Raw genomic sequence first — 26,722 nt, 5'->3', positions numbered from 1 at the left:
CATCGCGCCTGCGGCTTGAAACCCACTAACATGCTCAGACGGCTTGCTTGCGGGACGCGTACCCGTCGAACGAGCACCGTGCCGGTCTCGGGAAAAGTTCAAGCCGAGATTTACACCTAGGCTTTCTGCATCTTGTTAGATTGTCGGTCTTGTGCAGATTATAGCTGTTGGCTGGGGAGCCGACGCCATCTCGGGGGGGATTATTCGCATGAAATTACTTGCAGGGGCCGCGGCAGCCGTTGCGATGGTGATCATGCCTGCCAACGCGCAGGAGCGAACCGCCGTGAAGAACGGTTTCGATCTCAAAGCTGCGAGCGGCAAGACCATCCTGGTCATGCGCCCAACTGTGAAGGTGGGAGCGCAGTCAACAGGCGGCATGTTCGAGCCAAATGGAGATTGGACGGAGCAATCGCGCAAAAACATCGACGGCGCGTTAGCTAAACTTCAGACGAAACTTGGAAATAGGGTGATCGTCGCGCCAGAGGCTTATGGCGACGACGCGCGCTTGGCTGAAGAATATGCGGCACTCTTTGCCGCTGTGTCCCGATCCGTTATCAACTATCAGTTCTTCGTGGGCAATAGGCTGCCAACCAAGAAGCGCGACAACAAAGCGAATATATTCGATTGGTCTCTCGGCTCTGGCGTATCCGCGCTTCCGGGTGCCAAAGGTGCTGACTACGCTCTCTTTATCTACAACAAGGATGCTTACGGCTCGACTGGTCGCAAGCTGCTTCAAGTTGTTGCGCTTTTAGGTCCCGGCATCGGGGTAAAGTCAGGTGAACATGCTGGCTACGCCGGATTGATCGACTTGAAAACAGGTGACGTGCTCTGGCTGAACGCGGACGGGGCGATGGGCGGAGATGTGCGCACGGCGGAAGGCGCCGATAAGCGCGTGGCGCAGCTCCTTGAGGAATTCCCGGGCAGTTCGATTGTCGCTGCACCCACTAGTGCCCCGACCGAGGCAGGAAAGTGAAGTTTCGTGCACTGGCGCTCTACGCCGCACTGACCCTGGCTGGATCAGCTGGCGCCGCCACAAAGCCAAAGGTCCAGCCTGCTCCACCGCCTGCTCCATACGCTGGCGCTTACCAACCTCAGGGCGTCGACGAGATTGGCCTTTGGCGTGAAGCGGACGAAAACGAACGAAAGCTCGCCAACTCTCCGCTGCTGATCCGCGACGAGAAGCTCAACGCTTACGTCCGCCAAGCGCTGTGCAACGCTGTTGGCACCGATCGCTGCGCATCGGTGCGCGTCTATCTCGTCCGCTTTCCTGTATTTAACGCGAGCATGACGCCGAACGGCACGATGGAGGTGTTTAGCGGCTTGCTGCTGCGCGTGCGCAGTGAAGCTGAACTAGGCGCCGTCCTTGGTCACGAGTTTGGCCACTTCGAAAAGCGACACACGCTCCAGCAGTATAAGGCTGCTCGGAAGGGCACGGACCTGATGAGTTGGGCGGCGGTGCTCACGTCTATGGCAGGCACGCAGAGTGCATACGGCAGCTTCGACAATCTGCAGCTGTCGGTGTTGGGTGGCTTGGCTCGTTTCGGACGCGATCAGGAGCGCGAGGCTGATCTGATTGGTCTCGGTTACCTAAACGGCAGCACCCTGCGGCCTGGTGCCGCTTCGCGCGTGTGGCGCAATCTCATCTTGGAGCGTGAAGCATCCGCAAGCGAACGCGGGCTGCGCAAACCTGACTTTGATCGAGTAGCGTTCTTCGCGTCCCATCCTGCCGATGGTGAGCGGGCAGATTACCTGTTTGCCCTCGCAGCACCCGATGGGGATACCCGCGACGACGGAGCAGATCGATACACCGCGGCATTGGCTCCGTGGCTGCCAACGTTCCTCGATGACCAGATCAAGCTGAATGACTTCGGAGGGAGCGACTTCATCATAACTCGGCTGGCCGAGACAGGATGGACAGCCCCCCTTTGGCGGGCGCGAGGCGATCTGTATCGTGGTCGAGGCAACCAGCGTGATTTGATGAATGCTGCGGATTACTACGGCAAAGCTGTGGCGCTTGATCCATCGCTTCCTGAAGCACAACGCGGTCTAGGCCTATCGCTGTTCAAGACCGGGCGGCAAGTCGAAGGGAAGGCAGCATTGCAGCGCTATCTTTCGCTTAGGCCAGACGCCCCCGATGCCACAATGATCAGCATGCTAGCTCAAAAGGACGCCAAGTAATGCGTGCTAACCAAATCCACATCCTGCCGATCGCACTTGCAACAGCGATCTTGTTCACGTCAGCCGGCGCTATCGCAAACAGCTATCGGCCTAAGGCTCAGCCCGCGAAGATCGCTGACTCCGCGCTGACTGTGACACCGGCACGAGACTGGAACAAGCTGAGCGTCGCGGTCGGTAAAAACACCGAAACTTGGACGCTGGATGGTGAAGAGCTGAATGATGTGACCTTCTATGCCGGTATCGAACCGGGCAAACCCCTAGTCCGCGAGGTGAGTAAGAAGCGTAAACCTCTTCCTAAGTTTACTAAAGAAACCTTACTGGTTGAAGTACCTGAATTGGTTGAAGGCACTTATCGGGCAGGCAAGGACATCGCGACCTTCAACGTGACGGGAGCGAAGCCAGACAAATTCCTTGGTCGCGAAGGCATTCGTTTCACGTTCGACTACATCGATAACGATGCTTTGCCGCGGCGGGGCGAAGGGCGGGCAGCGTTGGTAAACGGCCTTTTGTATATGGCAGTGTTCGCAGCACCTAAACTCAATTATTATGACAGGACGATCGAGGACTTCCACACGCTGAGCGACAGCGCTCAATTAAGTCAGGCAACTTAAGTGATCGCGTCCAGTCAAAAACGCTGCTGCTGAAACAAGCGCGTCATAACTCAGTTGCCATGTGGCTCAGTGCAGTGACCGCATTATGACTTCGCGCATGCGCCGCCGTGCGGGCGTACCTGTCATTCCGGCAAGACCGACGAGGAAAAGCCCGCACTCGTCGCCAAGCGCGCTCTCCCCGGCCTCGATCATCGACCATGCGCCGAACCGGGGAGCTTGGATTGGCCGTGTCTCGACCATCTCCACGTCTGTGTGTCGGTGATCCGCCATGATGCGCTGCATGGTGATCATCACTGCCGCTTCCTCGCCTTCCAACGCCTGAACGAAATTATGATCATCCGACCACAACATGCCGGTGATGGTCGCGCTCCTGTTCCGGGCCGCGGCTGCCTGCACAATGCTCGTCAGGGTGCCCTGCTGCCCACCGATCAGGGATCGGCTAACGTAGATGACGCGATACATCACCGATCAGCGTATCCAGCCGAGACTGGTTCCGGGCATGTGGCGTGATAAGGCGTGGACCTACACGCCGTATCGCTTATTTCCACCGCTCGTGATGCAGTAACGACCGCCCCGCGGGCCTATGCAGACGTTCCCACCCGAGCAAGGGCAGGAGCCGCCGCCATAGGAGAAGGAGCCTTGCGAACGCCGAGATGTGGAAGACCGGCGATACTTCCGAGGCGTTGAATAACCAAAGGCATACGAGCGTGGACGGCTGCGGATTGCTCGTGACGACGAACGAGCGCGAATCGCGCTGTAGGTTGGCATGCGGAAGTTCGATGAGGTTGCGGCGTCATCTTCTAGATAGCGGCTAAGCACCCAACAGCCCGCCTTTATGCGATCGACCAGCGACCACTTGCTGAGGCGAGACATGATTGTGACCGACGTTCCGGTGGGAATGCGGGACACCAGCCGTCCCGATACTTCGGGCGCTGAGCGGCAATTAACATTGGCTGTCGTTACCGCAGCCGATGCAGGACCAGCACTTACGATCGCTACGAGTAGCAGACCAAGCATGTATAACGGCCGCATCGCGCGCCTCCCGTCCTGGCGCGCAAATGACGCCTCTGTAGGCTGGAAGTTACCTTACGCATTGAAGGAGTCGAGCGCGCGTATTTACACTTGGCTTACCGGTGCAGGTGAAGGGTATGATCTAAATCACACCCCTGACCGGATGTCAGTAACGGTAGCGACGGGCGTAGTAGCCACGCGGTCCACGGTAGCCGCGGTAGTTCCGATACCCACGATAGCCGCGATACCCACGATAAGCGCGGTATCCACGGTAGCCACGGTACCCGCGGTTTCGATAGCCGCCACGGTATCCGCGATAACCCCTGTATCCACGATAGCCGCGGAACCCACGACGGGGCGCGTAGTAGCGTCCGCGGTTGTAGCCACGATTGCGGGAGTAGCCCCTGTCGTAGCGGTATGACTGGGCCGAAGCGTCGGTCGGGGCGACGCTCGCGCCAAACCCTGTCAACACCATTGCCAGGGCAGCAAAGATGCCCATCAATCTGTTACGCATACACATATCTCCCGGCGCCTCGCGCGCTCTTGGTCGAAAACAGCCAGCCGCACCCCATCGTTCCTGCGATGTGCGGCTGGCGGGTTCGATCACTTGACCGGCGTTGCTCCTGGCGTGCCGCACTTAGCGAACTTGCCCTTACTGTCTTTGCAGCGGGTCGCCTTCGCGGGTGTCTTCTCGGCGCACTTGATGAACTTGCCCTTCGCATCGCGGCAAGCAGCAGCCTGTGCAGGAGCGGTGAGCAGAGCGGATGCGGTGAGCGCGGCAAGCAGAAGCTTCATGTCTCTCTCCATCATTCAGCGACAATCCGAGTCGCTGTGTGCAAGGTGCCACGCATGATTGATCTACCGCCAGCCTTCGTCTGTGACGTTGTAAAAGTTCACGACGGCGACGGACCGCTTTGGTGTCGCAATGGCATAAAGGTACGGGTCGCGGGTATCCAGGCGCCTGACTACGAAAGCGCGCAGCCATGTCGCACAGGTCGCGCAAATTACGTCTGTGACGATCGTGCGGCCGCTGCCAGCCAGCAGGTTGCTCAGCGCCTCACGCTCCACAAGCGCCTGATCTGCCAGCCTGTCGACCGCTCCTACAAGCGAGTGGTTGCCAAGTGCACGCTGCCGGATGGTCGCTCGTTGTCATGCGCCATGCTTGCCGCCGGTGCTGCTACACGGTGGGACACATACTGGCGTCGCTACGGAATGGGCGGCTGCTTATGACTCTGCAAAGATAGTTGACGACGGGGCGTATGTGACGCTCACCCCACGCGACTGTTACCGCTTGGATTAGGCGGGGGCGTCAATTGGTTGGCGGCATGCGACATCAGAACGTCTGACCATCGAGGCGACGATGGTAGAGAGCCGTCGTCCGATCGATGCGCCACTGAATGTCCGCGTCGTGCTCGGGCGTCAGCTTTCCGCCGTCCGCCTGCTGTAGAGCGCGCGCCTCGTCGCGCAATTTCAGCATTTGCATTTTGTAGAGCTTGAATGCTGCGAGCGGTGGTGGAGCGAGTGGGTCTGGTGCCTTACGCTGGACTTGCGCCGTCACCGGCACCGCGGCGACGATTAAGAGAGCTACGGCGACTAGAGCACTGCGCATTCAAGCCTCCATCAGATCGGAAAAGTCACTGTTTCATGCATCGATGGGTCTGTCGAGTGCCGGCCGCTTCCGTAGGGCACGCTGGAAGCGCGGGGAGGCGACCGGCTGCGCTACGACCGAGGGGCGGACCTGCGCAGATAGAGAATGACCCACTCGCTGCCGCAAGCAACCGCTATTTCTCACATCTGTAAGGAAGGCCGGTTGAGAGCGCTCGAGGCGGCGTTAACCACAAGCCATGAGCTTGGGACCATCGGACGAAGGAGTTGAGGCATTTCGCGGAATACTCATCACCGCGGCTGTCACCTGCGTCATGCTGCTGGCGCTCTGCTGGTGGATGTGGCGCCAAGGCTGACGCGGAGTTGTGATCGTAGAAAGATTGTCATTGCGTGGTTGGTTCGACGCCGCGCAGAACCCAGCTTACGCCCTCGGCCACCGTTGACGTTACTCGGCAGTATGGTTGTTTGAACAGGCGCCGGACCTGCATGCGCGCCAGCGATCTGCCCGTGACCACGGCGAGCGCGCGCGCCTTCGGCATTGACGCCATGTGCTCGCCCATCGCGGTGATCGTATCCTGCGATTGGATAGGCATGTCCGTCACATCGATCACCATCGCGTAATCGTGAAGGCGCTGCGCAACGAATTGCCGCTTCAATTCGGCTATGTATGCTGCAACTTCAGGCAGTCCCATCATGCCGGTCAGTGCAACGTTCACGAGGCTATTCGCCTTGTCGATCTTGATGCTGTACATCTTGCTCTCCCGTGAAGAGAGCCATGCCATGCCGGCATTAAGGAACAGTAGAGCGGCACCGTGTGGACTCGAGGGATACCGCTTGCACGCGTTCGTCTGATGGGCTGGCGCTCAACTCCGGCCATGCGTTATCACCCTCGTCGCCATCTGCTTCTTGGGGCTCATCCTCCAGGTCGCAGTCGGGTGTGAGCCGGTCGAGCACGGCGATCAGACTCTCGATCGTAAGCGCGATCTCGCGTCGTGCCCTCCACCGGTGAGCCGGGCGATCTTCGTCGAGCCGCTCCCATCTGCTCATGACGTCGCGGATCACGTCCGCCGACTTGCCAAGGGCGGTTCGCTCGGATTGCACCTGATGAGCATGCGCAAGCCTCATGGTTGCGGCCTGCTGAAATGTGCGACCCAGCCTTCGTAGATGCTCTTGTCGTAGGTAGGCAGAGCGAAGTCGACATCATCTTGATCTGGGAAAGACCAGAGGCCGAACGCGTGACCGACGAATTCTGCAATTTCAATCGACGGTGTGGTGCGGTTCCAGCGAAGATCATCGATCAGACCCTCGGCCGCTCTGAGATGCGTCCCGGTATAGCGCCGGGCTAGTCTCAAGCATGGCGGCGCGCTTGCGATCGGTGGCGCAGGGTAGTTAGCGTCAAATCGGTAATCAGCGAAGCTAGAAGGCAGTAAGCCGTAGCGCCGGTGAGGACCGCGTAGGTCAGTCGATCCATCCGAGGATCGATGATCCTCGCCAGGTGTCCCATGACAGCCAAGAGCTGGAAGGCGGCCACGAAGATCAAAGGAAGGCGCGGCTTCCACATCGCGCACGCGACTAGAAGACACAGTATGATCACGTCGATCATCGCAAGCCTGCGTTCCAGGCCATGATAGTCGATCGTCGAGAGACTGAGCTGCCCTAGCGTCAAGCCGACCACAAGGGTCAGCGCCACGCACTGCTGCGAGCGAGTGCCCCAGAGCAAGCAGGCGGCGCCCACCGCGAACAGGCAGGGCCAGAAGGCAACGGAATAGAGGATCGTCCATACCGGCATGTCTGACCGGACCACAGGGGGGCAGTCCGGTCAACCTTTCCTATGCTCCGGTGAATGTGCGGGCGAAGTCGGGCTCGGGGCAGTTCGGCGGACCCGCAAAGACGATCCCGTGCTTGTCAGCCAGTCGGCGCATCGCGGCATGTGCCTGGCCGATGCGCGCTCGGCTCTGCGCCGCATGGTGGGATGCTTCGGACAAGATCGAGACGATCGCCATGCCATCCTCTTCCGGGATCGCTGCTTGGGCATGCGCCTCAAGGACGAGGCTCATGAACATGGACGCTTGAAGCGCGGTTTGGTGTGCGCTCTGTTCCAGCGGATCAGGCTGTGTGCGACTTGGTCGCCGACGACTTTTCGCGCGGCAACGGCAGAGCGAAGATCAACGGGCATGTGTGTCCTCCACCCGGATCGGTGGAGATCCAGGTCTACGTTCGAGAGTGGATAAGCTGGGTTAGCTGGTCGGCGCTGCTGACCAGTGCGGGTATGGCTAGGACGACGATCATCATGGCAGCGGCGATAGCCACTATCAGCAGGATCGTGACGAGCGGGCTGGTGTTCAATCCGGTGGGATCATCGACATTCTCCATCGAGTATGCCGGGATGGGCGCATCGTATTCAGCTCTTTCCTCGCGCACGCTGGCTAGAGGTTCGCTTGGCTCGACACGATCACTCGCAGCTCCATCGACATCCAGTCTTTGGGCTTCCGGTGGTATCGACGCCGTGGGTCTAGACGCACGTTGGCTATGTTCGGCCTGACGGAACCGATCAGCGGCATGGTAGCGGTTTAGGCTTCCCAGACGCCGTCGCGCGCTCTTGATCTGGTGATCGACGGTCGATGTGGAACGGCCGACGATGGATGCGATCTCACCCGTCGTGCGGGTTCGATCCACAAGGCGCAGAACCTCGGCTTCCTTCTCCGTCAGACCGAAAGGCAGCTGCGGCACAACTCACCTCAATTAATGATCCGAATTGTGCCAAACTGGATCATCAATGCGTGAGAGTCAGCGTGCAGTCACTTAACTTAGACTAAGTTGTAAGCCTTAGCACTCCGGTGGGTTGCTGCGTTGGGTCGAAGGCGGTGTGACAAAGAAGGCGATTATTGACGAGGCTATCGCACACATGTCGCAAGCCCTCGATCTGCTTGACAGCGTCGGTGAGACGAACGCTGCTCCCTACCTCGACTCCGCCTTGGAGCGACTTCGGCGTCGTGACTTGGGTGTGTCGTATACGGGATCTGATACAGTTCAGTGATCGGGAGCGCTCAGCAACCTAGAACAGCTCCGGCTCCGCCGTCGGGCTGGCGTTAGGCGCCAGTCGCACGGACATCAGCTGGGAGGGGAAGGGGCGGGCAAGGGCGACCGCTTCGTCGAACGAACAGGTGAGCCACCGTTCCTCGTCCTGCTCGTCGAGCAACACCGGCATGGCTTTTGGGTGGATCGGTGCGACAAGCGGGTTCGGCTCGGTGGTCAGGAAGGCGAATACCGCTCCTTCATCGACGGGACGCCACACGCCCGCGAAGCTGACGATCGGGCGGCTGGGCACATCGAACCAGTAGAGTGGCCGCTTACCAGCCGGGCCCGGTCCATACTCGCTGAATGCCGTGAACGGGACGAGGCAGCGCCGTTCGGGATTCGCTAGCGCCGACTTCCAGAAGGGCGACGTGTAGTTGCGCACGTTCGTCACCTTGGTGTCGAGCAGCAGGGGCTTTCCGGTCGCCTTGTCGATCTTCTTGCCCGGCACTTTGCGTGGGAAGCCCCACTTCATGGTGTCCAGCACGCGGCCGTCCTCGCCTCGACGTGCCACCCACGCGAGGCGGTCGGGAAACAGCTCAGACGGTGGGAAGTCGGCATCTTCGGGGTAGGGCGCCTCCACACCGTAGCGTGAGGCAAGCTCGGCCTGTTTGGCAGTCATGCGGTAGCGGTTGCACATGCGTTGATGGTGCCATGCCGCCGCGGACAGGTCGACTCACGGCTGGTTGGCTTCATCCACCGAATGACCGGCATCCATGAGGCGCTGTGCGACATGACGATAGGGTAGCTGACAGCTCGTCCAAGGGTGGCGCGGCTGAACAATGGCAGAGCGCCAGAAGGCGTTCAGCAGATGCTGATCGCGAACGAACGGGCGCAGCACGTGCAGGGCTAGCCTTACCTCAATCGTCCCCACAGCCTCGGTTGCCGATCGCGCCGCCGCCTCTCGCAGTATCTGCAATGACAGGTTGATCAGAGCGTGTCGGTGAGCCTGCTTTCGCGCGCGCTCACGGCCAAACGGTATCGGAAGCAGCTTGATGATCGGTGACGCGCAGCGGCGCGGGCATTTCACTGCATAGCGCGCGGTGTGCCAATCCGTGTTGCCGCCGTTCTTCCGCACTTCGGTGATCAGCGCATCCAGCTCCCAAACCTCGGTTGCCCTGCAACTGGTGCAGGTGACCTTCACCTGCGCTTCTATCCGGTGCAGGTCCGACAGGTTCTTGGGATCGCCAACCACACCGACTGATCAGACGAGGGTTGGCGGAGTCAGCTGTTCACCGCGGCTGGCCAAGACCACGCGAGCTTGCTGGGCTGCACCAACCGCCTGCCTGTAGTGCACGGTTGCGTATCGCTCAGCCTCATCGAAGCCGATCGGTGCCCAGTCCTCGGACGGGTAGCAGGCGTCGTAGATCGCGCGTGCAGCTGCACGCAGTTGGAGATCGTGCTCCATTCGAAAGCTCCATCGCTGTCGCTTCACCGCGAATCAACAGAGCCTCCGCGTAGAACACAAAGTGAACAAAGGGCAAGATCGGTCAGGTTAAGCACCTGCAGCCAGGAGGTCGGTGGTAGGGTGACGGCGGAGATGAGGGAGGCGAAACAGCAATCATAGCGGTCTATTACATGGTCTGTTTCCGATCGGGTCTCAGGTACCGAGCTTCGCCATCGCCAATTCCACTACCTCTCGATCCCATCCGAGGGCGCTAAGTTTCGGAATCCGGTTTCTTCCTTTTAAAGGAGAGGGAAGCCGTCGATTTGATCGATTCCACCGCGCTAGGATCTCGCTTTCTGAAATGTTCCTTTGAGCTAGATCTAGAATAGAAACTCGCTCATTAGCTCCCGCAACCGGCAATGGTATCACACCTTGACTCAACGCGATAGGTTTTGCTTTTGGAAAAATATTTAAGAGCTCTTCAGTATCTCGCCAGTTGATCTGTTCTTCAAAAGAAAACGACGGGTATTTCGTGCGATCAAACCAGCTGTTACAAATATCGTCAAAATAATCGAGAGGTATGTAGACTCTCTCAAGTAGGCGGCCTTTACCATCGGTGAGCGTGAACGCTATGTCGCCATTCAGCAGCGCCACGATAACTGGTCCCCACGGTTTTTCACGTCCACCGATTGCACGCATTGCGTACTGGATCGGTACGCAATCCACATCATTCAAGACGCTAGAAGCCGCCGAGAGTTGAGCGACGAGCTGATCGAAGTCAGATTTACACGCTTGGCGCCGAACGTGTGCGTGGCTTACCGGGCCGCTGTCGAATACTTGGATCCTGCCGAGGCAGGCCAGCTGCTCGACGCCATGTCTGCTAATGCCCATACGTTCGGAAATAGCACCGACCGAGATGCTGTCGTCAAGAAGTGATCGTAATTGCTCAAGCTTGGCGCCTTCGAAGATTTGATGAGATCTAATGCTGCCCGTTGAGATAGCGGGAGTCAGTTCTTTATTTCGAAGCCGCTGCACCAGCCTCTGACTGATGCCGAGGGTGCTCTCGAGCTCAGTCGCGTTGACGCCATTCGATAAGCTCGCTTTTACAAAGCCACGAGGTCCCCCTTTCAACGCGGGCGCCGCAGTATAGAAAGCTGCCGTTAGATCAGGCCAAGCCTTTGCGAGGGGCAGTAAGCGGCGAAACGAACCTGCGGACACTTTGGTTTGGCTCTTCGCCTCCCGGCTAAAATCTTGAAGCATGTCGCGTAGGCTACATGGCCAAGTTGCAATAGCCTTTGATCCAGCGCTGAGGATCTTGAGGCGAGTTGGTACTGCAAGTCGTTTAGCATTCATGCGATTATAAGACCGGGTGCCGGTCAAGATGCACCCCATCCGCCAGCCAATCTCAAAAACTACTCCGCGATTTAGGTTCCGCAAAAGCGGCGGGAGAGTTTGAAGGGCAACCTTATGTCTATCTGCATTTGGATGAATAAGGTCAAGCATCAGCCGCGTTGCGTTAGCCAGTTCCCGTGAAACGACTTCGCCCCGATGCTCTGTAATATCAAGCTGACACCGATGACAGGTGTGGATAGCAGATCGTGTCCAGTTAAGTTTTAAGCCGCAGCGCGGACATGAGTCGATGAAAAGTTCATCGGACACTGGGCAGTGAGTAGCAAGCGCGTGATGACCAAATGCGGAATGATAGCCCATTCGAAGCCATGAGGGTGTCACTCTGCATGCGCGAAGTTGGAGATCGTACGCGGGTATTGTCGCGCCGTGAAAGCCGACACCATACACTTCCAGTGCATTTTTGTCAGAAAGATAGCGCCGCTCCTCGATCGACTGCAGAGGAAGGCGACATGTAAACGCAAGCTGAGCCGCGTCGAGTTTTTCTCGCGCCGCAAGGTTGTAGTAGGCGTGTCGTTCAACCTTTGCGGCTGCCAGGATCGGACGGAGATTTGAAAGCCAGTTCGCTCTTGATGTGCGAGCAATAAGCCCGATCAGGCTCTCGCCTGGCATCGGGCTGACACTCGTCAGAACGCGGGGCGTAGACCTGTCTGGCGATGATCCGCTGCACTTGGCGCAGTGACAGTTATCGCCTTGAGAATCGCACCGAGTACCAGTCTCGGGCGAGTCGCCAGCGTTCACCTTACCATCCACTATGGCCTTAGCCACCTGCAATGCCGAACCGAAAAGGGTCGTGCGGCGTTAGCCGTTGCTGGACCGCCCACGACGTAGAGGCATGCGAAAGGTCGTGCAACTCGATCGAAGTCGCGCCGCGCAGGAAAGCTCGCCGCCCTGCAATCTGCAGCAGCGTGACAACTCTGCCGAGAAAGCCACTAGCGATAGTCATCAGGCAACCCGCAACCCGTGCATCGCGAAGAGGCAGGCTGGTCGTGAAGAGCTTGTTTGCAATCAGGGCATCGTCGTAGTCGGCAAGGAACTTTCCAAATCTCGGCAAGGCGGATGGCTCAGTGATGTCGAGCGGCTTGATGTCGCATGGTTCCTGCAACCGGTGGCTCAGTTGATTATTGGATTGGAGAAGCTCGAGCGTTTGCTCGTTGCCGAACAGCCCGACGCCAACCTGTGCATCGGAGATGAAGCGCTTGATAACGTCGGTCGGTGCGGAGGAACCCTTGGATCGGTATCCGGCGTGTTGCACCTCGTCGATGATCAGCAGCTTCGTCCCGTGACGCTCAAAGGCATCGTAGGTGCTGCGACGCAATCCTTCCTCGTCCTTCGAAGCCGTGAAGCCGTCGCCATACTTTCCGAGGATTGTCGACCAGAAGCGCCTTGACGTGCATGCCTGCTCGAGCTCCACCCGGACAACTGGGCTGGTCTCCTTGGGGTAAGTCTCGCGCCGTTCTACGATCCGCGCGAACTCATCCGCAGACGCGCTCTTCCCTGCGAAACTTGGTGCGGCGTTCCGAACACCAGTCTGAAAAACACCTTTGACACCGAGGCTAAGAACCAGGTCAAGGGATTTAAAGACGGGCGTGTGGTTCGGATTTTGAATATAGATCGACCGTATTATCTGATCGCGCGAAGCGAGAGCGACCAACTTTCGGGGTTTTACATCCGGTTGAGGGCTGCCCGTCTGTGGAAGCAGCTCGGAGGGGCTGAAAACCACGGTTCTGAGCCTGTTCGACATCAACGATACTCCTCATCGTCAAGATCATCCGCGTCGAAGTCCGAAAGCTCAACGAGCGGGATGCTGGGTTTGAGAAGCGGAGCTTCGTTATCCGCGTTGCCGCTTTCATCCTCGTCAAAATGCACGGAAACGTCATCACTCTTGATCGGGCGGCTCATCGCTCGGTGAGCATCTCTACGGGTGTTCGCCGGTACGTCGTGATGGATGATGGAAGCCATTCCGTCGTGGCGCGGCGGCGCATCGGCAAAATCAACTGCGTGGGCGGGTTCGGCCTTGCTACGCGACCCAAGCAGGCGTGCTGCGGCGCGGCGTTCGCGCGCGGGCATCTCGGGAAACGCATCACGGATCGCCAGATTGAGCGAGTGGCGGGCAGCCAGCCGATCGGCATCGCTCGCAAACGCTAGAGACTGGCTCTTGGACCAAGCGCGGATTTGGCGATGATGCCACAGTGACAGGTTAGCGGCGTAGTCTGGCTGAGTATTCTCTAGCTCAATCCAGTCGTTGCCAACGTAGACGAGTACGTGAAGAAGATTCTCAGGGTTGTACTTGATCTTGGTTGTGACGGCTGCGGTGGCGTCCAGACGTTTGCGGTGTGGCTCTTTCGCGGCAAGTGCCTCGATAACGCGGTCAAGCCCGGCGCCTTTCCAGATCATGCCGAACATTCGTACACCACCTCCGGCAGTAATCCTCTTGTTGTGTACCGTGATGCCGGTAACAATATCGATCTGTCGGTTGTCCAAGATCATGTCTCGTCCATGAACAGCCATGCTGGCGCTCCACTTTTGCAACGGAGCGGTATCGATTCCGCTATGGTGGGTGATATGATAGATGTAGACGAAGCGCTCGATCAGCTCCGTTAACTCGGACATCGATACGATTGCTTCACTTGTGGGATCGATACCAAGCTTGCGTAGAATGCTGGGATCGAGGGTTGCGCCCGGAAGCTTGTCGATCAGGAAGGTGTTGAAGGAGCGAAAGAAGCGTTCGATCATCGCCTTGTGACGCGGCGCTTTCACCGGCGCGAGCTCGTGAATGATACCGAGGTCGAGCATCATTTCTGTGAAGGCCGGCGCTACGTAGTTGAACCCGTTGTCAGTGATGACCTTGGCGGGCTTGCCATTTATTGTTGCAAGACCGGGGTGCTGCTGGAGCCATTCCGGGCGCAGGTTGACCTTGGGTCGATTTCCTTCACGAACGCAGTTCAGCGCGATACGTATGCACTCCGCTGCTTTGTCGACCGTAGGTGGTTGGAAGCTGACGGTGACGGCGAGAATGCACCGTGAGTGCACATCCATCAGAACATTCAGGTAGGGACGGCCCGCGATCAGGCCGCGATCCATGTCCAGGACTGTGACGAGGTCGACGACCGTGTCATCCATCAGTGCGACCTGAAGAATGCGAGAGGCGGAGATACCTTTACCCGAACCGTCGAACTTGCGGCGCGCAGCTGGCTCGCCGTACTTGTCGGCGTAAGTATCTCGGCAGAGCAGCTCGTTCACCCGGCGGCGAATTGTCTCCTTCCCAGGAATCCTGAGCGGGGGCTCGCCGACGAGAAGACGTTGCCGATTCGCGTTGCAAATCTCCGAGCTAACCTCGGCCTGAACGTCGATGATCTTCCATCCGCGACTTCTCCAGAAGCGGTTGCGAGCAGCTTCGATGATTGTCTCGACGGCCGGAGCAAGACGGTTCGCGCGCGGGACGCGTCCTGACATGCTGAGCATATCAGCAAGATCGCAGGAGTCGCCGCGGCACCGGCCAAACCAAGTCCGAACGGTTCCGACCTCAGGACACGGGCCATGCTTCTTTTCAAGATCATCGGTCCAAGCCCTCCTGATCTCGGCTTCAAGTCGCGGACCAGCCGAGGAGATGCCGCGTTCGATGAGCGTTGAGATGACAGCTAGGCGCGCCTCAGCGTACGGATCAAGCGTGAGGATGGCGTCACGGTCGAAGACCTTAGCGAGCTTGCGCTCGGGTGCGATGCCGCTATTATTCGCGTTATAAAGCCGCAAAGATCCGTCTGACAGGCCACGTTCAAGCCAGTTGGTGTCCGGCAGCAGAAGATCGCCAGTCGTTTGGTCCTGTGTCCGGTAGAGAGCGCCACCGGGTACCGTTATGACGTAAAGATGTCCGTCGCCGAGCTCGCGCTCAACAAGAAGCTTTTCACCAGCACCTGTGATGAACGTGGCTCCAATGGCGCCATTGATGGAGTTCTTACTCATTCAAGATGTCCCGATGTCTGTAATATCAAAGCGAGAAACCGGACTTGCTGTTCGTCCTTTGTGGTGGCGAACCGCGTCCTAGTGACGGATGCTTGGCATTGCGGAGGGCAGGGCGGGCACTGCACGACATTCACTGTTGACCCCTAAGGGGCGATCCAGATCGATCTCTACCAAGCGGCGAACCATGAGCGCGAAAACCATCGCGCGGCCGTTTGCGGGGTGAAGAAGGTCACTCAAGTGGCCAAGTGAAATGCCGCCGGCTTTGAGGATTAGTGCGGCCCGTGCCGCGAGGTGATCGGGAACGTGCACGAAGCGTGCTGCCTGCACCTCATTGATGTTGCGACGGCGCACGTCGCTACCAGCGCTCCCGAGGATAATTCGCTCGTAGCGGTACCCCATCATGTCGGCGGCGAGCTGCCCAAGGAATGTCTGTTTGTAACCGAGCGGCTTCCGAAAATCACTCCACACGCGCTTGGCGTCGACAAGTGCACGCTCTCCATTCGCGTAAAGCGTCGCGAAATCGGGAATATGGGAAAGCCAATTCGGACCCGCGGGGGTATGAACTAGCGCTTCGATGCGCATCGGCTGCGCAACGCCGTCGACAACCGCGACTTCAACCTCTTCAGCCTCGATCCGCTCGAACTCGGCGGCTCCTTCAGCAAAGCGCGCGCGCTGCGTTTTCCGTGAGGGATAGCTCAGCGTACGAACCGTCTTCGTACCGGTAATCTGGCCCCGCAACTGGTCCCGGTCGGGTGCGCGGACGATCACAATCCGCTCAACAGCCAGCCCACTAAAATCACGAGCTGCTGCAGTCGCCGACTGGAGCGATTGTTTGGAAGTCGCATCAAAGACCGGCGAATCGGATTTTGTGAACGCACCGCCTGCTCGGCGTAGGTCGATGGTGGGAGCTGTCTGCATACGTCGATTCTCGTGCGTCAGACACTAACACTCAAGTACAAAAAAGCGGAGGTAGTGTTAAGTCAGACTAACACGTAGACAATCCATAATAACACTTGCTCCGTTAACCTTAACAGGGTCACCTGCGCAAACTAAACACAAGTAACGCGTTGACAAGGCCGGGATGCGTTATCTATTTCAAAGACGCTCTGCTGCTAGAGTGATTGTGCTAGGAAGTTAAGGAGTGAAGCTTGAGGGTATCAATATCGTTGATTGGGTCTTCTCAGCCGATTGTGGCGGAGGCTGCCGCGCGAAGCTTGGATGAGCTTTCGTTGGAAATGGCTCGCTCGCGCTGTCTGCGCGTGAAGGATCTGGAGATTGGCGGGTCTCTTATCGCTTCGGAGGCGCTTGTGAGTGCGCCGAGGTGTCAGCTGATCGCCGTGTTGGCGGAGTAAACCGCACCAGGTGCAAAGGTGTTTTGGAAGGAGTGTATGGATGGAATCTTTAAAGGCTAAAATTAGCCAATATAATATCCCGCACGGGCAATTAAGGACTTTGGTTGATTTGTCGAGAGTGCGTGGCGAAAACCTTCATCACGCGTATCGTTGCGCCGTACCAAATAGCTCGCTTCAAACTGATGTGGCTGCGGGTATCGGTCTTATGGCTCTCGCAGACGCTGTTCAGGCGAGGATTCCCGTAGGAATTGTGACTCCTGCTTTGGGAAGGTTTGTCTACGCGGCGCTCGGGCACTTGTCATGCGACTTGACCAGCTGGCGTGTAGAAGGGGCTGGGGAGAAGATGGCTGCGTTCAAGCAATCGTTCGCAGCCATGACGGAGCCAGCGCGCAAACGATGGTTCGAGCGGGAAATGAGCATCGCGGAGCGCGGTGAGGCTGCCTTTATGGTGTTTTCTACGGAGAAGAAGCTGATCGCAGCTGGCGATGCGACTGCCGTATCTGCTGCGACGTCCGATGGGTTTTCATACCGGTTTGATGCAGTTCGCTATGCCGAGACTCTGAAGCGTGCTTTGCCTGGTGCGCTCTTCATCTGCGAGGTCCTATGAAAGTAGGAAGGACAACTCGTGAAGGTCTCGGGGCGGGCTTCTCTGGCCATCTCGGCTTACGCGGTCCTAGGCGGCAACGTTCCGCTTGGTTTCCGATCTCAGAAGAAACGGAGCTGCAGGTACGCAGGCGGCTGCGCTCCTCGATTGGTGGCATCTCCATCATCGAAACTCTGAATAACCGGCTGCTTATTGTCGACCTGCTTCAGATGCCGATGATCTCGCTGCTCGATGATGGAGATTATTGGCCTAAAGGCGACCACCCATGCGATGGACCCTTTAACGACTATGCTGGCCTACCCATAGAAACTTACAGGCTCATGTCATTGTGGGCAGAAGGTGATCCGGAGTTTGAAGTATCTAACACGCTGAGTGCACGCGCCGAAGTTGCGTCAATAATCGATACTGCAGGATTCACAGACCGACAGGAGGAGCTCGTTAAGTATCTACGTCACACGACGATCCATTTTCGGAACGGTACCTCGATCAGTTACGAAGCCAATCGAACTAACCTCATTGCGCTCCTCGAACTCGAAGACGATGACAAGATCAACTTCGTTGAAATCTCCTGTGTTGAGGGTGCTGAACGTTACTACCCACTTGAACAGATTTCTCTAATCGAAGTCTCCCTTCTTGAGTTTGAAGCGGCTCGTCGGGATGCCGCTGGTGAATAACAGCAGGCATCTATTAAGCATCTGCTCGCGTGCTTCCCGCAGCGAAAATCTACCCGGTCCAGGTGGAGGTGCGTCTGAGTGAGAAGCTCAAGCGGATCTTGGCAGATCCCGGCCGCAAAAAGACGATCCATGTCGTGAACAGAAAAACGGCGAGAGAGGTTGTGGCAGAAATCATGGCAGAGCGCAGGGTTGGGCAGTTTACCAGCAGTAGGATAGTTGGCAGACGTATGACCAAGAAGGAGCTTGCAGCTTTAAATCGATGTGGTTTAACGCCGTCCACCTAGCATTTTAAGAAAGTATCTGAGGCAGATAATGGGTCTGCCATTAAGCAAACGGGCTGGTGTGAAAATGAATAGCTCATCAGAATGACGGTGTTGTCCTTCTAACCAATCAAATGTGCAACGATGCGATCATTTTGGTAGTTATTTGACGAAACGTTAACTGCTTGGATTGGTGGAAATCGGCGTGTCCGCTTTAACGTGGCGCCCGCTGCAAACACTCATTCGTTCATTTGGCGAGCACCCGCATCCGGCTCAGTCTCGCGCGGTATCGAAGAGGTCGCGCATTCCCCGGCCGTCGCGGCTATGGCTTCTGGCTATCCTCGGCCGCATAACCGATCGATTGCCGAGCACTTTGATGTGCGCCGCAGGTATGCCGGCCGTGGTGAACAATTTCCACTTGGGCGGAAAGAACAGATCGATAGCATCGTTTGACCCGCGATACCGCGCCTTAATCCTGCTCCTCGCGCTGGTCAGGTCCGGCACGGCCTCGCGGCAGTACTTGTCGAGTTCGCAGAACAGACCTTGGCAGTCGATCGCGTGCAGAGGCCGACCGAACAACCCTTGGAACGGTAGGTCCAAGCGTGCGAATTCAGCTTCCTGGTTGTCGACCATCCACAGAATTGCGTCGGACGGCGAATGGTCACCCAGGTGGATAAAGGCCTTCTTTAAGCCGCGGAGCGCGCCAGGGCCGGCCTGGGTGTGGTCGTTCTCGCTAAATGCCGTCAGTTCAGAGTAGTTGATGTCGATGGCGGTCTGGTACGCCATAAAGGGCCCGAGCAGCGGGAAGCTCTGCAGCAGCTCCACAACGCCGCGTAGGGAAGGCAACTGTAGGACCCGTTCAGCGCACATGCTCTCTAGGAACATGTGCTTGAACAACGCAATGTGATTTCGGTGCTTTTCCTGGAAGCCGAAGGCCTTGTTGGCGCATAGGATGAAGGCACCTGTATAGAGACCGCCGTTGCGCGCCCTGACCTGGTCAAGCGCCGTCTCAAATGCGCCGGAGCGGAGGTGCTCTAGCATCGGTGGACCGCCCAGCTCATCGACTACCCCCTCCCACGTCGCGATCTTGCTGAACGTGCGGAAGGCCGTGATCTGGAAAACGCGGTCTCTAGGCGTCGTTTCCGGATGGTTGTCGTAGGCCACGTGCCGAATGAGGTATTGTGACACGCGGTCGGCTGCACGATAAACATTGCAGAACTTGAAGGTCTGCAGAATCGGGTCGGGCGACCAAGGCCAGCAGCTGCCCGCAAGCCGGGCCTCGAACGCCGCTTGGCGCTTTGATGCGAACTGCCAGTACAGGTCGTAGACGCCGGCGCGTGGCATCGGCGGTACGCGCCGCACGAAATGGCTGCCGGTTGCGCTCATTCCTGCCTCAGAAATACACCGGTGCCGTGCAGGTTGAAGTAGCGTCGATCCGCGGCCAGAGTCATCGCCGCTATCCGCTCGCCAATGGTGTCGAGGTACCGATCGACGCCTGTCCAATGATCAAACACGATGGCGCCACCCACCTGAGTGCGATCCGCTATGACTGCCAGGATCGCATTGGCCGACGTGTAATTGTCCGTGTCCACAAAAGAGAGCACGAGCCGCTCGTCATTGAGACGCGCGCATGTCTCCACTACGTCTCCCTCGACGATCTCGACGTCGCGGCCTGCGAACATGGCGCGCAGGGTGCCCACGTCGAGAAATACGCAGTCAGGATGAGCGTACATGTCCAGTGGGCTGCGCTTCGACGGAAAGCCATCGAACGTATCGAAGCCAATCACCTTCCAGTCGGCGCCGAGTTCCTCGATGAAGCGGGACATGAGCATGGTGGTGCCGCCCTTGAACATGCCGAACTCCGCCACAACGCCGGTCAGGCCTCGCGCGCGGGCGTTCCTCAGACACTGGTAAATGTGCACAAGGCAATTGGGATACCCGTTTGCGAAAGAGGGGATGAGAGCGTCGCGCCGGACGCGGTCGAACAGCTCGTCACGAAAGGCGAAGTGACCGAAGCCGGCGATAACGATGGTTGTGGTCGCGGGAACCAGCCTCGCTACCGCCTTGAGGAGGGGCTCTTTGCCGTCGTCCTCCGCGACGACGACGACGTCTGGGATCGCGGACGCAAGTTCAGAGAGGGGCAGGATGGAGCCGCCCGTTTGCGCTGCATATCGCCCGATGAGCGTCGCGGCCCCCTCCGCGAAGATCGGATCGGCAGCGAGTTCGATGGCCGCCGTCGACCAGCCGACTATCGCAACGCGGGCGCCCGGATTGCGCTTAGCGAGGGTCTGCACGAGGCGGATCCGGAGGTCGGTCGTGATGTTGGGCGTCATTTCCGAGCTTCGTGTCGAAGGAACCGGGCGACCGCCTCTCTGTCGCGCCCAGCCAGCAGTGCCACAAGTTCGCCGGCAAGTGTGGACACGAGGGTAGCGGTCTCGAAACGGTCCTCGGGCAAGGCGCCGCTCTCCGCTCTCCGCCAGCTATGATCGAATGCCTCGACGATTTCCCGTACGATGATTTCAACCTCGCGCCCGCTCGGCGTCAGACCCAAGCGGTCGATGAGCAGATCAAGGTTGGCGTCGTGGTCGCTTAACGGCTCCAGAGCGTCCGTTGGGATCAATGTGCCCGGCGTCATCCCCTCGGCCAAGAAAAGCCGGTATTTCTCCGCGTAGATAAGGAGGTCTATCGCGGTGTCGAGCGCCGTCTCGCCCGCCATGAGCGTTCTGGTGGCGACCAACGTCTCCAGCCGATCGACCTTGCGGGCGATGTTGGGTTGAATGCTGACCAGCTCGCCCCGCCGCTTCCATGCCCCGGCATAGGCTCTGTTCTTCTCCGCGTGCAGACGCTTAATGGCGCCCCTCACGTCCTCGTCGGAAATTTCTGCCGCCGTTCCGGCCGCGGAGAAGAATGCCGCTACCTCCTCTTGCGGGATGCACTCAAGGACATCGGGCCGGCGCCGGCCGAGGTGACGGTAGGCGGCCACGACGTGATCGGCGGCCGGTAATTGGCCGAGTTCCCGGACCAGTCGCCGGTCGTCCCAGACCTCCGAGGCCCACCTCAGGTGGACGAGCGTGAGTGCGGCATCGAGCAGCGGGTCTCCCACGGAGCCGAAGCTGCCGATCGGCTGTCCAGGATTCGTGGAGACGGCCTGCTCCAGAGCAAACCAGCGCGCGAGCTTGGCGTCAAAATCCACCCAAGGGGTTGCGAACGGATGCCGTTTGATTCTGAAGTCATACGGCGACGGCCGTCGCGCCGCCTGCACAATCCTGCCCGCGCGATCGACGTGCCGGTCGTACAGGTGCAGCGACATGGCGAAGTAGTTCGCGGGGCCGACCTCCACGCCGAGCCAGAACGCGAGCATCTCCTGCAGGATGCTCCACTCGAACGAGTTGACGCCGGAGAAGCCCCATATCACGTCGTTGCTGCGCAGCGTGACGCTCATTTCGAGCCGCTTATCGCGGATGATCCATCCCAGCCAATTGGTGCACGGAACGTCCTTCGACTCGATGAAGTCGCGGTCGGGATCGAAGAGCGACATCACCGCGCGGCGGCTGGTCGGGTCTTCGGTCAGCAGCCGCACCGTCTCGGCAATCTGGTCGCGTCCGTTCCAGTTACGCAGGCGCGGCCCGTATGCTGCGCGCCAGGTCTCGCCATTATCCGAGAACTCGCGCGCCCTTGGGAGGTATCGCTCCAGCCAGGCGACGTCATCCCGGCCGGCGAGCACCCACATGGTTTCTGCGACCTGCGCGAAGACGTCGTCGTTGCGTTCCGGCACGAAGAGGTAGCGCTCCAGCGGACGCTCCAGTCGCGTATGGCGGGCGAGGACCTCGCGGGTTTGCAAGCCGCGGACCGAGATCGTTGATCCCGTGCTCAGCAGCTCCCCAACGATATTCACCGTCGCCACGCTGATGTTGCGGTATGAGGTCACGTCAGCCCACAATGTTTGATGCTATTGAATCGCCGCGTGACATCCGGAATCGACCGAACGGCCGGGCCGCTGCGGGGTGAACCATCGCCGTCAAATCATCTTCTGCCCGACGTAGGAGAACGTCTTGCCGGTTTTGTCGAAGTCGATGGGATCGCCGACGACGGATGCTGCCGCGGCGGCCTTCAGCCCTTCGATCCACCCAATTAGGTCCGCCGCCTCTTCCATCGTGAATTTGCGGCGATCACGCGGATTCTTCCAATACTTTAGCTCGACGAGTATCTCATTCGGGACGGCGCGCGCTTGATCACCGAGGTAGAGGAAGTGGTCGGACAGCAGGATCCGGTTCACGCGCGTGTCGTGATCTCGATTAAGATCGCATTGCAGGCCGCCGGGAAGGCTGTGCACTGAATCTTCCTGGATCCAGTCGGTTTCGGGTCTGTCGCGATGGTAAATGTTGTCGCCCACCTGCGCCTTCTGCGAACCGTTGCGGGCCGCCTTTCGACCGGCGAACTCCGCCGAACTCCAGTATTCGTCGAAGTCGCTGATCCTAGAGACCCTCATTGCGAACACGAGCCGCAGCGCTGGTGGGAGCTTGGTGCTGGTCAATCCGACGACCCAGTCGTCGAGTTGCGCGGTCCTCCTGATCTCCGGCTTGCAGCAGGCCAGACTGCACACGCCGCCGAACGGGTTCGGCGCGAAGCCTAGGTCGTAGCTGACAGCGTAGACGTGGACGTGCGGCATTAGGCGGCGCAGCTGCTCCGCGCGCCGTCACCAGAGGTGGCGCGCGATCCGCCATCTGGTCGTTCGAAGGGGGAGCACGTGCCGTCTATCGCACCGATCACATTGTCGGAGTTCCAGCCGACGAGGGCGTCACCGTACTTCTTGAACGCATCCGGAATGTCGTTCTCGCGCCCGCCGCGCTCGTAGACACCGACGATCCGCTTCCCCAGCTCGTGCGCCTTCCTGATCTCCCAATCGACCCACGGTCGCGCGTGAGTCTGCTTGCCGATCAGCACTACGACCGTGGACGCCCAATTCATCTTCATCCGCAGCAGTCGTTTGATGGCATTGTCGCTCACGCGGCCCTCATCCAGGCGACGCTGGTTGGCCGGCTTGGCGCGGATCGAGCTGTTGCGGATCTCATGACCGTTGCGCTTGAGCATGTCGGTCAGGCCGCTGACGTGGGCGTCGTCGGCATGGTGGTGGCTGATAAAGACGTGGCGACGCTTTGCCATCGGAAAGTCATCCTCGCTTTTCCACCCGAGCTGCACCGGCGTTCAGACACGGGAATTTGTTCCATCAACGTTCTCCCACCTTGCGCGACCAAACTCAACCCTTCTCCGCGACAGGTCGTTCTTTGACGCGAGCGCCGCGGTGTCTAACGTGCAGGCGCCTGGTGGGCCGATGCCTTCCAGGGATGACGTAGCGAGCAATGGGACGGGGTCGGTGAGCGAAACGACTTGGGAGGACCAGCTGAGGGCGTTGGACGTCGGCGCGACGCCCGTCCTAACGAACGCGTTCCTGGAGGCGCACGGCCACCGCGCGTGGGCTCCCAGCGAGACCGATGTCAGGGCCGCTTCGCTGCTGCATCTGGAGTTGACGTCGCGTGTCGCGACTCAGGAGATCGGCTATTCGAGCGGCGACGAGGTGTCTGCGCTTGAGAGCGTGCACGCATTGTTCGAACGGACGCGTGTGATCTGTCGGGAGAACGCGACGGGGCGAATCTTCGAGACGGTCACGTGGTTCGTGCTTAACCACCACGTTCGCCCATTCACCTCGCGCTGGCACCGTCGCAATCGCGCGGGGCGCCTAGCCGCGCTCGACGACACGGACGACTTCCGGCTGCAGCTAGCCGCCTTGCAGGAGACCCTGCGAACTCTGGATCTCATGCTCCTTAGGCTGGCGGGCGAGAAGGATCCTGGGCGGCTGCCGCAGGCGGAGGCGGCCGCCGTAGATCTGGAGATGGGAGTGGCGCTGTGTTGGGGTCTAGACAAGGGCGATCCGAACGATCTCGATGGCGTAAAGGGCATCTCCTTTGACGAAATCGCGTCGGTTGAGCGGGAGGCGGTCAATCGACGGCGGCTGCGCTACGGCATTGAGCTAACGGCTGAGCGGGCGACCGGGCTGGCGCTTTCTGGCGGCGGCATTCGGTCGGCCACTTTCGCCCTCGGCGTGCTGACCGTGTTCGCTAAACGCGGCCTGCTCAAGCAGTTCGACTACCTCTCGACGGTCAGCGGCGGCGGCTATCTCGGGGCATTTCTGACGAACTACCTGGCTGCCGGTGAGACGACAGATGTCGATCGAACGAGCGGGCCCGCTGGTGACGTCGGGGCCGGTGACGGCGCGATCGAGGCGGCACGGCCGATCGGACTAGAGCGTGGCGACAGGCCGTTCGGGGAAACGCACCGCGATGCCGCAGCCACGGGTCACATCCGTCAGAACAGCCGCTATCTAGCGTCAGGACCCTTGTCTAAGATATGGTCCACGGTCTTCGCGCAGACGAGCGGCCTGCTGAACAACCTCCTCGCGCTGTCTGCGGTCCTGTGCCTTTTCTCGGCTCTATTCGTTATCCTCATACCTTCCTTCTTTACCAACTGGATTGCCGTCGTTTCGCTTGGAGCTCTCTCCTTGGCTATGATCGGAGCGCCGTTGGCGTGGCGGCAGGGGCGAGAGGGGGTGAAGTTTGCCGACCAAGCAACGGCTATGTGCGCGGTGGTTCTGGCCGTGGCGCTGGCCGCGATCGGCATGCGGGAATCCGCCGCGTGGATGGCTCTCGCGATGGGTGACGACCCCTTGCAACTGCTCTACGTTTGCATCGCTCCGCTCGGCCTGCTGGTCGTCGGCATCGTTCTGGAACGGACCCTGACCAGGGCGCCGATCGTCGGGCGCTGGTTGGCGCGCTCCTCCGCCCCGCTGTTCGTGACAATCGTGACGCTGGCGTCGACCGCATTTTTTATCGATCATGAGCAATACGGCCTCTGGTTCGCCGTCGCCGCGCTTGGTATCGCAGGCTACTATCACTTTTTCTTAAACCTCAACGTCACTGGCTTGCACCGGCACTATCGGCGCAAGCTGGCGGAAGCGTTTCTCGTAGCTGACGCCAAGCCGGGAGCGGTGGTCACCGACGACGACCGCAAGCTCAGTTCGCTCGCTGAAGGTCGTCTCGGCCCCTATCCCATCTTCAACGCGGCGCTCAACGTGCCGAGTTCCGACGCACCAGCGATGCGAGGGCGCCTCACCGACTTTTTCTCGTTCACACCACACCACTGTGGCAGTCCGATCAGCGGCTATCACCGGACGACGGAATGGGAGTGCCTGGAGCCTGACCTGACGATCGCCACAGCGATGGCGATCTCCGGTGCAGCGATCTCGCCCCGCATGGGTCTACACAATCGGGGGCAGTTCAGCTTTTGGCTTTCGCTGCTGAACGTCAGGCTGGGATACTGGCTAAGAAATCCCGCGGTCGAAAAATCGAGCCCGCAAGGCTTACCAGGCCTCAGTTACCTGCTTCGCGAACTCACCGGTCGGATGGACGAGCGTGCCGCTTTCCTTAACCTCTCCGACGGCGGCCATATTGAAAATCTCGGAGTCTACGAGCTGCTGAGGCGACGCTGCAAGTTCGTGGTTGTGATCGATGGCGAGCAGGACCAAGACATGACCTTTCATGCCATTGCTAACCTGCAGCGGCTCGCCTCGATCGACTTGGGCGTGCGTATCGAGATCAATCTGGATGAACTGAGGCGTAATGGAGACGGACTCAGCCGCTCACACTTCCAGTTCTGCCGCATCCGCTATCGCGACGGAGCGGTCGGCTACATGCTCTACCTCAAGCTGTCCCTCACCGGTAACGAAGGGGAGTTCCTGCGCCGGTTTAGGCTCGATGAGCCCGCCTTTCCCCATCATCCGACGGCGGATCAGAACTTTAGCGAGGCCCGCTTTGAGGCCTATCGGAGCCTCGGGCAGCACGTTGGGGAGAAGCTCTTCCTCCAGAGCATCGTTGGGGCGTTCCCGACAGACCAGGATGTAGACATCGGACATTGGTTCGCGGCAATGGGAAAGAGCTTGCTTGAGCCTCTTGACGCGGCCACGTCGGTGACCGGGGATGGCATCGTTGCACCGAAAGCGATCGGAGAACCAGCTTGACCGTCGCCCGCGTGATCACCGCTCCACAGCCTCTCGCCAACGCGAACCGATGGCCGATGGTTTACTTAGGCGGCACCATTGACATGGGCGACTCCGAAGATTGGCAGGCGCAGGCCATAGAATTGCTGTCCGGCGAGCGCGCGGCGATCGTGAACCCGCGCCGGGCGGACTGGAGCGCTGACTGGCTGCCTGTCGCCGACGAGCCGCACTTCAGAGAGCAGGTCAAGTGGGAACTTGAGGCCCTGGAGGTGGCCGACATTGTCGTGCTGCATTTCGCGTCAGGCTCCAAGAGTCCTATCAGCCTTCTCGAATTAGGATTACACGCCCGCGGAGGAAGGCTGATCGTGTTCTGCGCGCCCGACTACTTTCGCAAGGGTAACATCGACATCACGGCTGAGCGCTACGGCATCGAGCGGGCGTCGTCGGTGGAAGATCTGGTCGAAAGGGTTCGATGCAGGCTGGCGCGGATCGCTCATCCCTGATTGCAACGTCGATGATCTCGCGGTTGCGGACGTTGCACGTGG

General features: G+C 59.3%; 26 protein-coding genes. 7 read left to right on the top strand and 19 right to left on the bottom strand.

What is annotated here, in order from left to right; all coding sequences use genetic code 11:
- The first annotated feature begins 208 nt into the window (after positions 1-208).
- The 3 genes from QZ847_RS04980 to QZ847_RS04970 are packed head-to-tail and all read left to right on the top strand — an operon-like array spanning position 209 to position 2,789.
- A complete protein-coding gene (locus QZ847_RS04980; RefSeq protein ID WP_294353725.1) occupies positions 209-973 on the top strand; it encodes a hypothetical protein in 765 nt (254 codons plus the stop codon).
- Entirely contained in the window at positions 970-2,178 is a 1,209-nt protein-coding gene (locus QZ847_RS04975) for a M48 family metallopeptidase (RefSeq protein ID WP_294353723.1), read from the top strand. The genes QZ847_RS04980 and QZ847_RS04975 overlap by 4 nt, the downstream gene beginning before the upstream one ends.
- Positions 2,178-2,789 carry a hypothetical protein gene (locus tag QZ847_RS04970; RefSeq protein WP_294353721.1) on the top strand — a complete coding sequence of 204 codons (612 nt, stop codon included), beginning with the start codon at positions 2,178-2,180 and terminating at the stop codon, positions 2,787-2,789. The genes QZ847_RS04975 and QZ847_RS04970 overlap by 1 nt, the downstream gene beginning before the upstream one ends.
- A 66-nt stretch (positions 2,790-2,855) precedes the next feature.
- On the opposite strand, the gene QZ847_RS04965 is transcribed toward QZ847_RS04970, so the two are convergent.
- The 14 genes from QZ847_RS04965 to QZ847_RS04900 form a co-directional block, all read right to left on the bottom strand.
- The gene (locus QZ847_RS04965; protein ID WP_294353719.1) at positions 2,856-3,251 is read right to left on the bottom strand and encodes a BLUF domain-containing protein; all 396 of its coding nucleotides are present in this window, start codon (positions 3,249-3,251) and stop codon (positions 2,856-2,858) included.
- 1,152 nt (positions 3,252-4,403) lie between these two features.
- Positions 4,404-4,595: a hypothetical protein gene (locus tag QZ847_RS04960; RefSeq protein WP_294353715.1), complete on the bottom strand. Its 192-nt coding sequence runs from the start codon at positions 4,593-4,595 to the stop codon at positions 4,404-4,406.
- Positions 4,596-5,133: 538 nt separating this feature from the next.
- Entirely contained in the window at positions 5,134-5,277 is a 144-nt protein-coding gene (locus QZ847_RS04955) for a hypothetical protein (RefSeq protein WP_294353712.1), read from the bottom strand.
- Positions 5,278-5,788: 511 nt separating this feature from the next.
- On the bottom strand, positions 5,789-6,157 hold the full coding sequence (locus QZ847_RS04950; protein ID WP_294353709.1) for a hypothetical protein: 369 nt from the start codon (positions 6,155-6,157) through the stop codon (positions 5,789-5,791).
- Between the two features lie 596 nt (positions 6,158-6,753).
- The gene (locus QZ847_RS04945; protein WP_294353706.1) at positions 6,754-7,194 is read right to left on the bottom strand and encodes a hypothetical protein; all 441 of its coding nucleotides are present in this window, start codon (positions 7,192-7,194) and stop codon (positions 6,754-6,756) included.
- 40 nt (positions 7,195-7,234) lie between these two features.
- Complete coding sequence (locus tag QZ847_RS04940; RefSeq protein ID WP_294353701.1) at positions 7,235-7,462, bottom strand: hypothetical protein; 228 nt, start codon at positions 7,460-7,462, stop codon at positions 7,235-7,237.
- Between the two features lie 154 nt (positions 7,463-7,616).
- Positions 7,617-8,135 carry a helix-turn-helix transcriptional regulator gene (locus QZ847_RS04935; protein WP_294353700.1) on the bottom strand — a complete coding sequence of 173 codons (519 nt, stop codon included), beginning with the start codon at positions 8,133-8,135 and terminating at the stop codon, positions 7,617-7,619.
- 325 nt (positions 8,136-8,460) lie between these two features.
- The gene (locus QZ847_RS04930) at positions 8,461-9,120 is read right to left on the bottom strand and encodes an SOS response-associated peptidase family protein (protein WP_294353698.1); all 660 of its coding nucleotides are present in this window, start codon (positions 9,118-9,120) and stop codon (positions 8,461-8,463) included.
- 36 nt (positions 9,121-9,156) lie between these two features.
- On the bottom strand, positions 9,157-9,675 hold the full coding sequence (locus tag QZ847_RS04925; protein ID WP_294353695.1) for a hypothetical protein: 519 nt from the start codon (positions 9,673-9,675) through the stop codon (positions 9,157-9,159).
- Between the two features lie 9 nt (positions 9,676-9,684).
- Positions 9,685-9,888, bottom strand: coding sequence for a hypothetical protein (locus QZ847_RS04920; protein ID WP_294353693.1), 204 nt, complete (start codon positions 9,886-9,888; stop codon positions 9,685-9,687).
- Positions 9,889-10,080: 192 nt separating this feature from the next.
- Positions 10,081-11,886 carry a hypothetical protein gene (locus tag QZ847_RS04915; protein ID WP_294353690.1) on the bottom strand — a complete coding sequence of 602 codons (1,806 nt, stop codon included), beginning with the start codon at positions 11,884-11,886 and terminating at the stop codon, positions 10,081-10,083.
- A gap of 148 nt (positions 11,887-12,034) precedes the next feature.
- Positions 12,035-13,018 (bottom strand): TniB family NTP-binding protein, encoded by a 984-nt coding sequence (locus QZ847_RS04910; protein ID WP_294353687.1) that lies wholly within the window; start codon positions 13,016-13,018, stop codon positions 12,035-12,037.
- Positions 13,018-15,237: a DDE-type integrase/transposase/recombinase gene (locus tag QZ847_RS04905; protein WP_294353684.1), complete on the bottom strand. Its 2,220-nt coding sequence runs from the start codon at positions 15,235-15,237 to the stop codon at positions 13,018-13,020. The genes QZ847_RS04910 and QZ847_RS04905 overlap by 1 nt, the downstream gene beginning before the upstream one ends.
- A gap of 78 nt (positions 15,238-15,315) precedes the next feature.
- Positions 15,316-16,155 (bottom strand): hypothetical protein, encoded by an 840-nt coding sequence (locus QZ847_RS04900; protein ID WP_294353681.1) that lies wholly within the window; start codon positions 16,153-16,155, stop codon positions 15,316-15,318.
- Positions 16,156-16,629: 474 nt separating this feature from the next.
- Between QZ847_RS04900 and QZ847_RS04895 the strand changes: the two genes are divergently transcribed.
- A complete protein-coding gene (locus QZ847_RS04895; RefSeq protein WP_294353678.1) occupies positions 16,630-17,196 on the top strand; it encodes a hypothetical protein in 567 nt (188 codons plus the stop codon).
- Positions 17,193-17,867 carry a hypothetical protein gene (locus QZ847_RS04890; RefSeq protein WP_294353677.1) on the top strand — a complete coding sequence of 225 codons (675 nt, stop codon included), beginning with the start codon at positions 17,193-17,195 and terminating at the stop codon, positions 17,865-17,867. The genes QZ847_RS04895 and QZ847_RS04890 overlap by 4 nt, the downstream gene beginning before the upstream one ends.
- Positions 17,868-18,400: 533 nt before the next feature.
- Here the strand turns inward: QZ847_RS04890 and QZ847_RS04885 are convergent.
- The 5 genes from QZ847_RS04885 to QZ847_RS04865 form a co-directional block, all read right to left on the bottom strand.
- Positions 18,401-19,513: a nucleotide kinase domain-containing protein gene (locus tag QZ847_RS04885; protein WP_294353675.1), complete on the bottom strand. Its 1,113-nt coding sequence runs from the start codon at positions 19,511-19,513 to the stop codon at positions 18,401-18,403.
- On the bottom strand, positions 19,510-20,460 hold the full coding sequence (locus QZ847_RS04880) for a TylF/MycF/NovP-related O-methyltransferase (protein ID WP_294353672.1): 951 nt from the start codon (positions 20,458-20,460) through the stop codon (positions 19,510-19,512). Before QZ847_RS04880 ends, QZ847_RS04885 begins: the two co-directional genes overlap by 4 nt.
- Positions 20,457-22,055, bottom strand: coding sequence for a thymidylate synthase (locus tag QZ847_RS04875; RefSeq protein ID WP_294353671.1), 1,599 nt, complete (start codon positions 22,053-22,055; stop codon positions 20,457-20,459). The genes QZ847_RS04880 and QZ847_RS04875 overlap by 4 nt, the downstream gene beginning before the upstream one ends.
- Before the next feature lie 90 nt (positions 22,056-22,145).
- Positions 22,146-22,796, bottom strand: coding sequence for a hypothetical protein (locus QZ847_RS04870; RefSeq protein WP_294353669.1), 651 nt, complete (start codon positions 22,794-22,796; stop codon positions 22,146-22,148).
- Positions 22,796-23,290: a TIR domain-containing protein gene (locus tag QZ847_RS04865; RefSeq protein WP_294353666.1), complete on the bottom strand. Its 495-nt coding sequence runs from the start codon at positions 23,288-23,290 to the stop codon at positions 22,796-22,798. The genes QZ847_RS04870 and QZ847_RS04865 overlap by 1 nt, the downstream gene beginning before the upstream one ends.
- 211 nt (positions 23,291-23,501) lie before the next feature.
- Between QZ847_RS04865 and QZ847_RS04860 the strand changes: the two genes are divergently transcribed.
- Together QZ847_RS04860 and QZ847_RS04855 are read left to right on the top strand one after the other, a co-directional pair.
- Entirely contained in the window at positions 23,502-26,198 is a 2,697-nt protein-coding gene (locus QZ847_RS04860; protein ID WP_294353663.1) for a patatin-like phospholipase family protein, read from the top strand.
- On the top strand, positions 26,195-26,680 hold the full coding sequence (locus tag QZ847_RS04855) for a nucleoside 2-deoxyribosyltransferase domain-containing protein (RefSeq protein WP_294353659.1): 486 nt from the start codon (positions 26,195-26,197) through the stop codon (positions 26,678-26,680). Before QZ847_RS04860 ends, QZ847_RS04855 begins: the two co-directional genes overlap by 4 nt.
- Positions 26,681-26,722 lie beyond the last annotated feature (42 nt).

The organism is uncultured Sphingomonas sp. (assembly GCF_913778135.1).
GTDB lineage: Bacteria > Pseudomonadota > Alphaproteobacteria > Sphingomonadales > Sphingomonadaceae > Sphingomonas.
This window is presented reverse-complemented; position numbering and strand designations above follow the sequence as displayed.

Bases quoted from the DNA above. Each gene is read 5' to 3' on its own strand.
- QZ847_RS04865 (WP_294353666.1), bottom strand. From the start codon at position 23,290: ATGGCAAAGCGTCGCCACGTCTTTATCAGCCACCACCATGCCGACGAC.
- QZ847_RS04915 (WP_294353690.1), bottom strand. From the start codon at position 11,886: ATGCCAGGCGAGAGCCTGATCGGGCTTATTGCTCGCACATCAAGAGCG.
- QZ847_RS04965 (WP_294353719.1), bottom strand. From the start codon at position 3,251: ATGTATCGCGTCATCTACGTTAGCCGATCCCTGATCGGTGGGCAGCAG.
- QZ847_RS04980 (WP_294353725.1), top strand. From the start codon at position 209: ATGAAATTACTTGCAGGGGCCGCGGCAGCCGTTGCGATGGTGATCATG.
- QZ847_RS04910 (WP_294353687.1), bottom strand. From the start codon at position 13,018: ATGTCGAACAGGCTCAGAACCGTGGTTTTCAGCCCCTCCGAGCTGCTT.
- QZ847_RS04930 (WP_294353698.1), bottom strand. From the start codon at position 9,120: ATGTGCAACCGCTACCGCATGACTGCCAAACAGGCCGAGCTTGCCTCA.
- QZ847_RS04885 (WP_294353675.1), bottom strand. From the start codon at position 19,513: ATGAGCGCAACCGGCAGCCATTTCGTGCGGCGCGTACCGCCGATGCCA.
- QZ847_RS04950 (WP_294353709.1), bottom strand. From the start codon at position 6,157: ATGTACAGCATCAAGATCGACAAGGCGAATAGCCTCGTGAACGTTGCA.
- QZ847_RS04895 (WP_294353678.1), top strand. From the start codon at position 16,630: ATGGAATCTTTAAAGGCTAAAATTAGCCAATATAATATCCCGCACGGG.
- QZ847_RS04890 (WP_294353677.1), top strand. From the start codon at position 17,193: ATGAAAGTAGGAAGGACAACTCGTGAAGGTCTCGGGGCGGGCTTCTCT.
- QZ847_RS04960 (WP_294353715.1), bottom strand. From the start codon at position 4,595: ATGAAGCTTCTGCTTGCCGCGCTCACCGCATCCGCTCTGCTCACCGCT.
- QZ847_RS04900 (WP_294353681.1), bottom strand. From the start codon at position 16,155: ATGCAGACAGCTCCCACCATCGACCTACGCCGAGCAGGCGGTGCGTTC.
- QZ847_RS04880 (WP_294353672.1), bottom strand. From the start codon at position 20,460: ATGACGCCCAACATCACGACCGACCTCCGGATCCGCCTCGTGCAGACC.
- QZ847_RS04870 (WP_294353669.1), bottom strand. From the start codon at position 22,796: ATGCCGCACGTCCACGTCTACGCTGTCAGCTACGACCTAGGCTTCGCG.
- QZ847_RS04970 (WP_294353721.1), top strand. From the start codon at position 2,178: ATGCGTGCTAACCAAATCCACATCCTGCCGATCGCACTTGCAACAGCG.
- QZ847_RS04905 (WP_294353684.1), bottom strand. From the start codon at position 15,237: ATGAGTAAGAACTCCATCAATGGCGCCATTGGAGCCACGTTCATCACA.
- QZ847_RS04920 (WP_294353693.1), bottom strand. From the start codon at position 9,888: ATGGAGCACGATCTCCAACTGCGTGCAGCTGCACGCGCGATCTACGAC.
- QZ847_RS04940 (WP_294353701.1), bottom strand. From the start codon at position 7,462: ATGAGCCTCGTCCTTGAGGCGCATGCCCAAGCAGCGATCCCGGAAGAG.
- QZ847_RS04945 (WP_294353706.1), bottom strand. From the start codon at position 7,194: ATGCCGGTATGGACGATCCTCTATTCCGTTGCCTTCTGGCCCTGCCTG.
- QZ847_RS04955 (WP_294353712.1), bottom strand. From the start codon at position 5,277: ATGCTGAAATTGCGCGACGAGGCGCGCGCTCTACAGCAGGCGGACGGC.